The 13285-nt window shown below is 40.9% G+C and carries 11 protein-coding genes; 9 read left to right on the forward strand and 2 right to left on the reverse strand.

The features are described from left to right. Positions 1-44: 44 nt before the first annotated feature. Both ACFSRY_RS17235 and ACFSRY_RS17240 read right to left on the reverse strand, forming a co-directional pair. A complete protein-coding gene (locus ACFSRY_RS17235; protein ID WP_377510717.1) occupies positions 45-698 on the reverse strand; it encodes an HD domain-containing protein in 654 nt (217 codons plus the stop codon). 77 nt (positions 699-775) lie between these two features. Further along, the gene (locus tag ACFSRY_RS17240) at positions 776-1237 is read right to left on the reverse strand and encodes a hypothetical protein (RefSeq protein ID WP_377510720.1); all 462 of its coding nucleotides are present in this window, start codon (positions 1235-1237) and stop codon (positions 776-778) included. A 147-nt stretch (positions 1238-1384) separates the two neighbouring features. On the opposite strand from ACFSRY_RS17240, the gene ACFSRY_RS17245 reads away from it, so the two are divergent. From ACFSRY_RS17245 to ACFSRY_RS17285, 9 genes are all read left to right on the forward strand, one after another. After that, complete coding sequence (locus ACFSRY_RS17245; RefSeq protein WP_377510723.1) at positions 1385-2221, forward strand: DUF481 domain-containing protein; 837 nt, start codon at positions 1385-1387, stop codon at positions 2219-2221. 108 nt (positions 2222-2329) lie between these two features. Then, positions 2330-3130, forward strand: coding sequence for a polysaccharide biosynthesis/export family protein (locus ACFSRY_RS17250; RefSeq protein WP_377510726.1), 801 nt, complete (start codon positions 2330-2332; stop codon positions 3128-3130). Positions 3131-3145: 15 nt separating this feature from the next. Further along, positions 3146-5521: a polysaccharide biosynthesis tyrosine autokinase gene (locus tag ACFSRY_RS17255; protein WP_377510729.1), complete on the forward strand. Its 2376-nt coding sequence runs from the start codon at positions 3146-3148 to the stop codon at positions 5519-5521. A gap of 367 nt (positions 5522-5888) precedes the next feature. Then, positions 5889-6824, forward strand: a complete 936-nt coding sequence (gene fcl / locus ACFSRY_RS17260; RefSeq protein WP_377510732.1) for a GDP-L-fucose synthase — start codon at positions 5889-5891, stop codon at positions 6822-6824. Positions 6825-6976: 152 nt separating this feature from the next. Further along, a complete protein-coding gene (gene gmd / locus ACFSRY_RS17265) occupies positions 6977-8089 on the forward strand; it encodes a GDP-mannose 4,6-dehydratase (protein ID WP_377510735.1) in 1113 nt (370 codons plus the stop codon). A gap of 87 nt (positions 8090-8176) precedes the next feature. Further along, on the forward strand, positions 8177-8965 hold the full coding sequence (locus ACFSRY_RS17270) for a glycosyltransferase family 25 protein (RefSeq protein ID WP_377510738.1): 789 nt from the start codon (positions 8177-8179) through the stop codon (positions 8963-8965). A 306-nt stretch (positions 8966-9271) separates the two neighbouring features. Further along, positions 9272-10135 (forward strand): ABC transporter permease, encoded by an 864-nt coding sequence (locus ACFSRY_RS17275; protein ID WP_377510741.1) that lies wholly within the window; start codon positions 9272-9274, stop codon positions 10133-10135. Positions 10136-10183: 48 nt separating this feature from the next. Then, positions 10184-11464 carry an ABC transporter ATP-binding protein gene (locus ACFSRY_RS17280; RefSeq protein WP_377510744.1) on the forward strand — a complete coding sequence of 427 codons (1281 nt, stop codon included), beginning with the start codon at positions 10184-10186 and terminating at the stop codon, positions 11462-11464. Between the two features lie 4 nt (positions 11465-11468). After that, a complete protein-coding gene (locus ACFSRY_RS17285; protein WP_377510747.1) occupies positions 11469-13247 on the forward strand; it encodes an FkbM family methyltransferase in 1779 nt (592 codons plus the stop codon). The last annotated feature ends 38 nt before the right edge of the window (positions 13248-13285 follow it).

The raw sequence follows: 13285 nt of genomic DNA on the forward strand, positions 1-13285 counted from the left end.
TTTAGGTTCTATGGGCAATGAGGTTTAAAATCTATAAGAGTGGTTTATGCTTCTCCTTCCCATTCCCTGTAAAACTGTTTTAAGAAGTTTTCCATGTAAAGGTGCCTGTCTGCTGCTATTTTTTTAGCGGTTTTAGTATGCATACGGTCTTTTAGCAGTAAAAGCTTTTCATAAAAATGATTGATGGTAGGAGCTGTGCTCGCTTTGTAGGCTTCAAACGAATCGTGCAGCACAGGGTTAATTTCCGGGTTGTACAGTTCCCTGCTTTTGTGACCACCATAGGCAAAGGTGCGGGCAATGCCAATGGCTCCAATAGCATCCAAACGGTCCGCGTCCTGAACAATTTGCCCCTCCAGGCTATGCATGGCTGAGGAAGTGTTAGCACCTTTAAAGGAGAGGTCTTTTATAATTTGGCAAACGTGTTGAATTGTCTTTTCCTCTACCTGGTGCTTTTCCAGCCATGCCCGTGCCATTTTAGGTCCTACGGTCTCATCGCCATTATGAAATTTATGATCACCAATGTCATGCAGCAGGGCAGCCAGCTCAACCACAAACATATCAGCCTGCTCATGCGCTGCTATACTTTTAGCATTGTTCCATACACGAAGAATGTGCCACCAGTCATGTCCTGATCCTTCGCCGGAAAGCAGTTGCTGCACATAAGTTGCGGCGGCGGCAACTGTTTCTTCTTTTATCATAGTTGAGAATTTAGCTTAGGTTCCCAAAGCTAAAGAAAAGCAGCTGTGTTTAGAAGCAAAACCGTTTTTATGCTTGACTATACCTGCACCTTTTCAAGGTCTTTTTTCAGTTTGATTTGTGGAAGCAGTTGTGTCTCAAGTAGTTTTGCCCAAGTGGTTAAGTATAGTACCACGTCATCGCGCTGGTTGTGTTTTAGATGTCTTCTTTCCTGTGGCAGATTGTCAAGTATGATGGGGTCGCTTAAGGTCTCCAGGTGGGCAAGTTCCTGCCTGGTAAAGCCAAAATCAAGCATCTGGTCTATCACCTCATCCATAGGTAAGCCGCTGTGCGGGCAGTAATCGCGTAGTTGTTCGCGCCAGTCGCCGTAGCGCCACATGGCTGCTCCATGAATCTTGCCTTTACTGTACTTTGTGATAGTCTGTGCCAGGTGGCCGCAGTTGCAACTGCCCATATGGCCCCACTGGTAATTAGCTCCTTTATGCAGGCGGCTGGCAGTCTCGCGCAGTGCCTCTATCATTTCTATTGAACATCTTGCCATGGCTCATGCAGGTTTATTAAAAATATGTTGCCCGCTGATGCTTATCTAAGCTTTACAGGCTTGCACCTTTTTATTATAAGCGTTAAAATTGACAGAATGTTTACTTTTGTGACTCTCAATACCTGCAGAAAAGCAACATCATCATTTATGCACAGTAAAACTTTAATCTCTGCTCTTGCTATACTACTTATCTCTTTATTATTCTTTACAGTCATTCCTGCAAAAGCACAGATACTGAATATTGAAAGATCCAGGGTGGACCAGGATACGGTAAACTACCTGACAGGTAAAGCCGGAGTTAACTTTTCTCTTTTCAACCGTAATGCAGGCAAAAATAATCCTAACAGCTACCTGCAGTTGACATTCAACGGTGACCTGGCTTATATTTCGAATCAGCACAGTTATCTGCTCCTGAACTATTATAACTACCTGTTGGTGAACTATGATTCGGAGGAGCTGCGAAATACCGTAGCGAGTACCGGTTATTCTCACTTTAGGATAAACTTTTTCAGGCGTAGAAAGCTGTCTTACGAGGTTTTTACACAGGTGCAGGCGGACAAGGCCCGTGGGCTGGAGCTGAGAACACTGGCCGGTGGAGGACTAAGGATTGCATTGCTCCGGGAGAAGGACGTGAATGTGTATTTTGGAACAGGTCTAATGCATGAACATGAGGAGTGGGAGAACCCAGAGCAGGAGAATAGGCTGGTTACTTCGGACCTTCTGAAGTCTACGAACTACATCAGCACCAAGGCTAAACTGTCCGATAATGTTAGTACGGAGGGAATCGCTTATTGCCAGGTTGGGTATGACCAGGAGGCAGAAGTGTTTCGTAACCGGGTGAGCGGGGACGTTTCTTTAAGCTTTAAACTCACCAACAAGCTTTCTTTTCGCACCAATTTCAGCTGCACTTACGAGGATGAACCCATCGTGCCCGTAACAAAATTTGTGTATGCTATTACAAATGGAATTCAGCTGGCTTTTTAAGGGTTTGTTAAATTTTAGCTCCTGCAGTGGTAGTAAATAAGATTAATTTTATAATTTGATTCTTTATTGAAGGTTAAAGCTTAACTTTAAGTTTTAAATAAAGAAGATTTGGAGAGTACGAAGCCAATGCGCAAAGCCCTGATCGCATTTCAGATACTATTTGCTATGATAGTATTTGGTTCCTGTGTTCCGCAGAAGAAGTTAATGCTCCTGCAGGATGAGTCCACTGTAAAAGATCAGGGGAGAGCTGATGAGCTGGTGAAAACTTTTGATCTGAAGCGGACAGTATACACCTTGAAGCCAGGTGATGTGATTTCACTACAGGTACAGAGCACTACGCAGCAAGAGTATAATTTTCTGGCTTCTACTTCAAGCGAGGGCTCCGGAATTAACCCGAAGGAGAAAGGCTACAAACTGGATGCTGACGGGAACATCCTTCTGCCAACCATTGGGCAGGTATCTTTAGCTGGTCTTACCATTGCAGAGGCCCGCACTAAACTGACAGCAGAAATCAAGCCTTACCTGTCTCAACCCAATGTTTTTGTTTCCCTGCTTAACTTCCAGTTTACCATTTTAGGTGAGGTTGGATCACAGGGTAAGATCACAGCAGATCAGGAAAACCTGAATGTGGTGGAGGCCATAGCCCTGGCAGGTGGTTTCAGCCCTTTCTCCAACCGGGGTAAAATCAGGCTGATGCGCTACGAAGGCGATAAGGCAAAGCTTTATACCTTTAGTATGCTGGATGATGACATTATTACCAGTCAAAATTTCTACCTGCAACCTAACGATATGATCGTGGTGGATCCTTTGCCAGCTAAATACTTCAAGGAAAGTATAATTCCCACGCTAAGTTTAGGTATCTCTGTACTTACCGCACTTACTTTTATAGCCCTTCGGGTAGCCCAGTAAAAGCAGACTCATAAATTGGAAAAGAAGCACGCCATAAAAGAACCCGGACTGGATATTCAGAAGCTTCTGAATAAAGCCTTGATGCATTGGTACTTCATTGCTGCCTCTGTACTTATCTCTTTAGTAGGGGCCTTCCTGGTAAACCGGTACACCATTCCGCAATTTGAGGTGCAGTCTACGGTGATGATCAGCAGGCCTGTTGATGAAGGTGCGACTGCAACAGCCATTTTGTACGGCTCAGAGGTTTTTAAAGGCTCCAAGAGTTTTCAGAATGAAATTATGCTTCTGAAAACAAAAGCACTTGCTGCTAAAACCCTCCAAAAGCTAAACTTTGGGGTTAGTTACTACCAACAAGGCAATGTAAAGTTAACCGAGACATACAATACCTCTCCAATTCAGGTTGTTGTAGACTCTGCTACAGTTAATTTTCCTTATGGTGTACTGTTCAAAGTTGATTTTGCCAACGATAATTCTTTCAAGATAAGCACAGAGAATCCGGGTTGGAAACCTTTATTTGACAATAAATTATTTGTTACCGGCAATACCTATAACATCAACGGATTTTTCTTTACTGTAAAAAGCAATGGCGAGGGACTGGCTGCTTATCAGAACGAGATCCTCTTTATTGTAAATGATCCCGAGCAGCTGGCAGGTTATTATGCTTCGGCTTTAGATGTGTCGCCTCTGCCCGGAGGTGCCTCGGTAATGGCTATGAAGCTTAATGGTCCAACACCAGCAAAAGACATGGATTTTCTCAATGCCCATATGCGGACCTATGATGAGAATAACCTGGCTATCAAAAACACGAATGCCGTAAATACGCTAAACTTTATCGATTCTCAGTTAGCAGAGATAAGTGACTCTCTGGCCATCATTGAAAACAGGCTGGAAATGCTCAAGAAGAACAATTCAAGCCTTACCGCAGGTAATATTGCGGCAGGTGCTGCTTCAGGAGCTTTGGAAGCTATACAGAGTGACAGAGCTTCCATCCTTACAAATGACAAGTATTACAAATACCTGAAGAATTATATTGTTAAAGGGATGGAACTGGAGCATGTAGTGGTGCCGTCCAGTCTTGGTATTAATGATCCGATTCTGAATGGTTTGATCGCAGAGCTTATCACCTTGCAATCAGAAATAAATGTGCTTCAAAAGAACGAAGTGCAGGCGAATCCGAGGCTGATAAACCAAATCAAACTAAAGCAGGATGCCTTGGCTGTACTTAAAGGAAATATCCTTGAGAGTTTGGCGAGTATAAAGGCTACAAATGATATGGCAATTAAGGAGCTGGATCAGAAGATCGCTAAGACGCTTTCTGAACTCAGGCGCATTCCAGCAGAAGAAAGGAAAATGCTGAATGTGAAGCGCCTGTTTGATATCAGCGAAGGACTCTACGTGTTCCTGATGGAGAAACGAGCCGAAGCTGGTATTGCCAAAGCAGCCAATGCTTCTGATGTAACTATATTAAGTGATGCCTATGTTGCCAGGCAAATTGCTCCAAATTCCTCCAAGAATTACTTTACTGCCTTTCTACTGGGCTTAGCGATTCCGCTCGGTCTCATTTTTCTAAAAGAGTTCTTTAATAATAAAATCACCACCGTAGAGGACCTCAAGGTTTATACTACCATTCCGGTATTAGGAATGGTGGGGCATAACAGCCGGGATAGCAGTAATTTAATTAACCAAAGTCCAAGGTCAGCTTTAGCAGAAGCTTTCAGAACTGTACGTTCTAATTTGAAGTTTATGGTGGATACCCCAGCTGAAGAGGGTAAAATCATTGTGATTACTTCTTCTGTAAGTGGGGAGGGAAAGACCTTCTCTGCGAAGAATCTGGCTTATATATTAGCTATCTCTGGTGAGCGTACCTTACTGGTGAATGCCGACATGCGTAAGCCAAACAATAATGTTGACTTTGGGGTAAACAGTAACCATGGATTAAGCAATTACCTGGCAGGCCATACTTCCATAGAAGATGTTATCCATACCACGATCCAGGAGCATTTATACATTCTACCTTCGGGAGAGATTCCGCCGAACCCCTCTGAGTTGTTGTTAAGCCAGCGGATGAACGTATTGGTGCAGCAGTTAAAGTCCAGCTTTGATTACATTATAGTGGATACACCACCGGTAGGTATACTCTCAGATGGTATGGAACTGATGCAAATAGCGGATGCCAGTATTTACATGGTTCGTCAGGACTATACCCTGAAATCTTTCCTGATGAACATTCAGCAGCAGTATGAGGCTGGTAAGATAAAGAATACGGCTATTCTTTTTAATGATGTTGATTATAAAAAACTAAACTACGGGTATGGCTACGGTTACGGGTACGGTTACTATGCCGAGGATCAGGAGCTTCAGCCATGGTGGAAGAGGTTGACGAAGGTTTAAAGTCAGAATAACTTTTAATTTATAATCCTTCCTGAGGATATGCAAAACTAAATATAGTAGGGGAAGTATAAAGCCAAGTAGATTTCTAGCAAACTAGGTAAGGGTTTTCTTAACTTGTTTTAAAATAATAGATAAGCAGTAGTAATTTAAAAGCTTTTAACATTTAATAGGCTTTTCGCCTTGCCGGCTGGGCCCTACTTTTCTCCTTGATGGGGGTAGGGGCCCTCGATTAAGAGAAAAGTAGGCAAAAGAATCAAGACGATTTTGAACTCGCTGATCGCTCAGACAAAAAATCGTCGGTAGTGCACTACGCCAGCTGCCTTGGGTTGAAATTCATACTAACTGAGTAGTTACATTTACATAAACTATGGAATTAAATTCTAGAATATACGTGGCAGGGCATAGAGGTATGGTGGGCTCTGCGATCGTTAAGAAGCTGGAGGAGAGTGGCTATACCAACATACTCACACGAACATCTAAAGAACTGGACCTGCGTAACCAAAAGGCTGTTTTTAATTTTTTTGAAGCTGAAAAGCCTGATTATGTTTTCCTGGCAGCTGCAAAAGTGGGAGGAATCCACGCGAACAATACTTACCGGGCAGATTTCCTTTACGACAACCTGATGATTGAGGCGAACCTCATTCATGCTGCGCACCTCTTCCAGGTTTCCAAACTCATGTTCCTGGGATCTTCCTGCATTTACCCGAAAATGGCTCCACAGCCACTCAAGGAAGAGTACCTGCTAACAGGGCCATTGGAGCAGACGAATGAGCCCTATGCCATTGCTAAAATTGCGGGCATTAAACTTTGCGAAGCTTACCGCGACCAGTATGGCAGTAATTTCATCAGCGTAATGCCTACTAATCTATATGGCTACAACGATAACTATGATCTGAACAACTCGCACGTGTTACCGGCCCTCATTCGAAAATTTCATGAGGCAAAGGAAAACAATGCACCTGCTGTAACCGTATGGGGCACGGGTAGTCCAATGCGCGAGTTCCTTTTTGCCGATGACCTGGCAGATGCCTGCGTTTTCCTGATGGAGAACTATGGTGAGCGTGAACTGGTAAACATCGGCACAGGAGAGGATATTTCCATCAAGGACCTGGCGCTATTGATCAAAGATGTAGTGGGCTTTGAGGGTGAGCTAGAATTTGATACTTCAAAACCCGATGGTACTCCACGAAAGCTTATGGATGTAAGCAAACTCCATAGCCTTGGCTTTAAGCATAAAACTGAATTGAAAGAAGGTATTGCTCTGGCATATGCCGACTTTAAAGTAAAATACGTAACAGCATAGGTAGAAAAGTCCCCCTTTGAAGGGGGTAGGGGGATGCCAATCGTTCTTAAGGTTTTCTTTAAGATCTTCAGGTGTAATCATCCCCCAGCCCCCTTCAAAGGGGGACATACTTGAAAGATAAATTACAATAAAGCATTTATTAAAATTCGATAATGAAGACAGCCCTTATAACCGGAGTAACAGGCCAGGACGGTGCCTATTTAGCAGAACTACTATTAAGCAAAGGATATAAAGTACATGGTGTGAAGCGTAGAAGCTCTTTGTTCAACACAGAGCGTATCGACCACCTGTACCAGGACCCGCACGAGAAGAACATTAACTTCAAGCTGCACTACGGAGACCTGACCGACTCTACCAACATCATCCGTATTATCCAGGAAACGCAGCCGGATGAGATATATAACCTGGCTGCCATGAGCCACGTGAAAGTTAGCTTCGATACGCCAGAGTATACAGCAAATGCTGACGGTTTGGGTACGCTACGTATCCTGGAGGCTATCCGTATTCTTGGGCTGGAGAAAAAGACAAGGGTGTACCAGGCATCCACTTCTGAGCTTTACGGTTTGGTACAGGCAGTGCCGCAGTCGGAAACAACCCCTTTCTACCCACGCTCTCCTTATGCGGTGGCCAAGCTTTACGCGTACTGGATTACAGTTAACTACAGAGAAGCTTATGGCATGTTTGCTACCAACGGTATCCTTTTTAATCACGAGTCTCCGCTACGTGGTGAAACGTTTGTTACCCGCAAAATTACACGTGCTGCCAGCAGAATCGCTTTGGGTCTGCAGGATGATCTATACCTCGGTAACCTGGATGCAAAGCGTGACTGGGGCCATGCAAAGGACTATGTAGAAGCTATGTGGCGCATTCTGCAGCAGGACGAGCCAGAAGACTTCGTGATTGCTACAGGTGTTACTACTACGGTTCGTGACTTCGTAAAAATGGCTTTTGCTGAAGTAGGTATTGAACTGGAATTTAAAGGTGAAGGTATTGAGGAAAAAGGTTATATTGCAGCATGCAACAACCCTGAATATCAATTAGAGATAGGTAAGAATGTTGTTTGCGTGGACCCTAACTATTTCCGACCAACAGAGGTGGAGCTTTTGATTGGTGATGCTACCAAATCTAAAACGAAGTTGGGCTGGGAGCCGAAGTATGATCTTCCAGCACTGGTAAAAGATATGATGCAGGCAGACCTGGAGCTCTTCAAGCGTGATACTTACCTGATGGAAGGTGGACACAGGGTCTTGAATTATCATGAGTAAAATTTAAAGATTGTGTATTTATTTTGGAAGCCCCTGAATAACTTTTCAGGGGCTTTTGTATATTTAACACATATTAACACTTTTAACATGAGTTTTGGGGAAACATTAAATGCCTTTTTTGACAATATTTTTGTAATTACCCTTTCTCGATCAAAAGATAGGCATGAAGAAATTGCGCGGGAACTTAGTAAGTATAATATTAAATATAGCTTTATTGAAGGTGTTGATGGTTGGAAGTTAGATTTAAATTCTATTGGTACCGATGTGCTTGATAAAGAAAAGAATCTAGAAGTTACACGAATGCCAATTGCACCAGGAGAGTTAGGTTGTTCTCTTTCAGTATTGAAAGTTTGTAAAAAAATTGTTAAAGAGAATTTACAAAGGGTACTTATACTTCAAGACGACATTAGAGTTATATCAGAAAATATAAAACATACAGAAAGCCTTCTTTCTGCTGTTACATTTCCTTGGGATCTTCTCTATTTAGGACACACTAATATGTTTATGGAGATGCCTATTGGAATAAAATTAAGAATGTTAACTATATACCCCTTACGTTATCTGTTAAACAGAAAGAAACATAAAAAGCCATCAGAAATCCGCAATACATTCAGGAGACCATATAACAAAAACTGGTTTATTGCTGGTGAGCACCATGGAGGGTATGCTTATGGAGTTTCTTTTGAAGGTGCTAAAATTTTAATAGATGCCTTTAGTCCGGTTTTTGCTCCGGACGATCTCACATTTAGGTACTATATAAAAAAAGGAAAAATGAAAGCTTTTAGTCCAAAACACTTTCTTTTTGATCAAAGAAGTGATCTGCAATCTGTAGTAGGTGACAGACCTTCATGGAAAGTTGATTGGAGCAAAAGTTAGAATATTAAACTTATTATAGAAAGTTTTTAGATGGGACAAAGTGTTTTATTACGTACCCAGTGCTCCAGTTTATCAAGGGCACGAATGTGTTGGACTGGATACAATTTATTTCTGTCCTACCTAAATAATGCTACTATTAAATTTATATTAATTGATTAAAATATTTTAGAAACCGCAGTGTTACCTGCAGGGACTAGTGATAGATATAATGCAGATTGACATAGAACTCTTTCAGCGTGCCACTTATTTGCTGGAAGTTGATCACAGAAACTGGAATTACCATGAATAATAGATTAGTTATACTTTATGCAGTCTCAATTAACAGAAGATGAAGATTGGGACTTGGTCATTGTGCCCAAGTCCTCTTTTTTAGATTTGAAACTTAAGGAGCTTTGGCTTTACAGTGATCTCCTGTGGCTTTGGGTTCGGAGAGAATATATCGGAGCGTATAAGCAAACCATAATGGGGCCGCTGTGGCATTTCTTTTCCCCTATAGCCGGGACACTTACTTTTATGCTCATCTTTGATAAGATAGCCAATATATCTACGGGTGGAGTACCATCTTTCTTGTTCTACAATGCAGGGCTTGCCATCTGGAACTTCTTTAGCGGGTGCTACAGTAGTTCTTCTGGTGCTTTTGTAAGAAATGCAGGAATATTTGGTAAAGTGTACTTTCCCAGGCTCATAATGCCTTTGGCAAGTATTATTTCCAGTCTAATCAAATTTGGTATTCAGTTTAGCCTATTTGTGGTGATTTATATGTATGTAATTGTCGCACAGGGTTATGAGCCTGAAATAGGTTGGGGGCTTTTCTTTATTCCATTATCACTTTTTTTGTTAGCCGGTATAGGTTTTGGGTTTGGAATTATTGTATCCGCCATCACCACCAAGTATCGTGATCTTAATATGTTGGTAGCTTTTGTGATGCAGTTACTGATGTATGCTACCCCTATTATCTATTCCTACGATTCCGTAGATCCAGGGCTAAAAAAATACCTGGCATTAAATCCTTTAGTTGCTCCTGTTGAGACATTCAAATTTGCTTTGTTTGGTATTGGAGAATTTTCTATATTTTCTCTCCTGTATAGTTTTTGTTGGATGGTTTTTCTATTATTTGTTGGTATTGTGATATTCAATAAGGTAGAAAAAAACTTTATGGACACCGTCTAAAAAGACTTATTAAATGAGAATATTAAATTTTTACTTTAATCCAGGTAGATGAGTGAAGTTGTCATAAAAGTCGAGAATCTCAGTAAGCAGTATCGTTTAGGTGAAGTTGGAACCGGAACATTAAAAGATGATTTTAAAAGGTGGCGTTACCGGATGATGGGTAAGGAAGACCCTTTTTTAAAAATCGGAGAAGTAAATGATAGAACAAGTAAATCAACATTAGACTATGTCTGGGCTTTAAGAGATATCAACTTCGAAGTTAAGAAGGGGGAAGTGTTAGGTATAATTGGTCGTAACGGTGCTGGGAAGTCTACACTTCTCAAGATTCTTTCACGTACCACTGGCCCTACAATAGGATCTCTTAAAATGAAAGGCCGCATTGCCAGCCTGCTCGAGGTTGGTACAGGTTTCCATGGGGAGCTATCAGGAAGAGAGAATATTTTCCTGAACGGAGCTATCATGGGAATGAGTAAGGCAGAAGTAAGGAATAAGTTTGATGAGATTGTTGCCTTTGCAGGTGTTGAAAAATATATTGACACGCCTGTTAAAAGATACAGTAGCGGCATGTATGTGCGGCTTGCCTTTGGTGTTGCAGCTCATCTTGACCCTGACATATTAATTATAGACGAAGTTCTTGCAGTTGGAGATGTAGAGTTTCAAAAGAAAGCTATTAGTAAAATCCAAAATGTAAGCAAAGGAGAAGGTAAGACAGTTTTGTTTGTTAGTCACAACATGTCTTCGATTAGAAATCTATGTAGTACAGGTATTTTACTGGATAATGGTACAATTATTTTTTCTGGTAGTAGTAGTGATACTGTTTCTAAATATATCCAATTAAACACTACAGTAACTAATTCTAATCTAGATACTAGAGTTGATAGAGAAGGTTCAGGAGAATTAAGGTTTACAAAAGTAAGGTTGCTGAACACGGCAGGCATTGAGTCTGATATTTTTACCCAAGGTGAAGATGTTACAGTAGAACTGGAATACGAAGTCTTAGATCCAGACTTCAACTTTTCCGGTGGGCATTTCTCTGTTAATTTATTTGATACACAGGATAATCACTTATTTTGTCATCAATCGTCCCTTGATGGATCATCGCTATCTAATGAGAAGATAGTGAATAACAAAAAGGTATGTTTTGTTCTAAAAGGTTTCCCCTTTAAAGCAGGTGAGTATAAATTATCCTGTGATTTAGTTAACAGCGGTTTATATGTTGATGCATTAGAGAACATCATCTCTTTTAATATAATAGAAGGTAATATATACAAACATATCCGTCCTATTTCTGCTGGTATGGTAGCAGTACAAGGTGACTGGTTAATTTAAGAATATGTTTGCCATTCCTATACTATTTATAGTTTTTAACAGGCCTGACACTACCAGAAAGGTTTTCGCTCAAATCAGATCCATAAAGCCTTCTAGACTATACATAGCTGCAGATGGACCTAGAGCAGGGAGAGAAGGTGATTTTGATCTCTGTAGTGTAACCAGGGATATCGTTTTAGGTAATGTTGATTGGGAATGTGAGGTTAAAACGCTTCTCAGAGAAGACAATCTAGGTTGTGGGGTAGCACCCTCATCCGCTATCACTTGGTTTTTCGAAAATGAAGAAGCTGGTATTATACTGGAAGATGACTGTTTGCCGTCTCTTTCCTTTTTCAGGTTTGCTGAATACTGCCTGCAGAAGTATAAAAATAACCCAAAGATAATGCATATCGGGGGTAATAATTTCCTTGGCAGGGGGTGGGGGAGTAATTCCTACTTTTACTCTGCCTATAATCATGTTTGGGGATGGGCTACCTGGCGCAGGGCCTGGAATCTGTATAACTATGATCTACATTCACTGAATAAAAATGGGTTAGTTCACTCACTAAATTTATACTTCCCTCGAAAAATAAGTGAAAGTTGGTTTGATTACTATCAATCCTTATTTAGTAGAAGAGCTAATCATCCTGAACATAAGTGGGATTTCTGGGATTACCAATGGACATTCAGTATATGGCTTAATAAGGGTCTTTGTGTTTATCCTAATGTCAATTTGGTATCAAATATAGGTTTTGGTCCTGATGCCACGCACACCTTTGATGTAAATAATAAGTTCAGTAATCTACCAGTACAGGAACTCAAGAGCATTACTTCTCCCCGGATCTTGAAAAGAAATAAGAAAGCAGATTTGCATACAAGCAGGGTCGTGTTCAGTTTGAATACTGATGAACCAGTATTAGCTCTCATACAAAAGTATTATAATGGCTTGACTTGTAAATCTCGGCAGATGCTTTTATCATCCAAAAAACTGATCCCTCAGTCAGCAAAAATACTAATTAAGAGATCTTTAGGATCTGGAGAGGTAAACCCGTATTTAAAACCTGATCCAGAACAATATGAATTGGAGCGCATTAAAAGCATACCCAGGTATGTACCTGGTGTTACAAATCTTCTAAACAGGAAGCTAAGGTTTGTCGATAGTGCATCATTTCTTTTTATGTATGATGAGATTTTTAAGAAGAAGATTTATGCTTTTAGGAGTACAAATAATCAACCGTTCATAATTGACTGTGGAGCTAATATAGGTTTAAGTATTTTATACTTTAAGCAATTATATCCAGGAGCCAAGATGTTAGCGTTTGAGCCAGATCCTAAAGTATTCCAGGTGCTGCAGGCAAATGTCAGTGAATTAGAAAATGTAGAGATTAAAGAGAAAGCATTATGGAATGAAGAAACTAAACTGGAGTTCTTCTCTGAAGGTGCAGATGGGGGTAGCGTTAATGCTTTACCCACTAAAGTAGAAACAAATGAGATTCTTACAGAAAAATTGTCTCATTATCTGGACAGAAAGGTTGATTTTCTAAAAATTGATATTGAAGGAGCTGAGGTGAAAGTTCTAACTGAATGTGAAAGCAAGCTACATTTAGTACAGAATATTTTCGTAGAATATCATTCATTTGTAAAAGGCACCCAAGATTTAGCTACTTTACTTGGCATTTTGGAGCGTAATAACTTCAGGTACCACATTAATAGTCCAGGTTTATCTTCTGCCCAGCCATTTGTAGGCTTGAATACTTATAATGGGATGGACATGCAGCTGAACATTTATGCATTTCAGGAATGAGAATCCTGCATATATCTACTTATAAAACTGGCGGGGCC

This window comes from Pontibacter locisalis, assembly GCF_042684605.1.
Lineage (GTDB): Bacteria > Bacteroidota > Bacteroidia > Cytophagales > Hymenobacteraceae > Pontibacter > Pontibacter locisalis.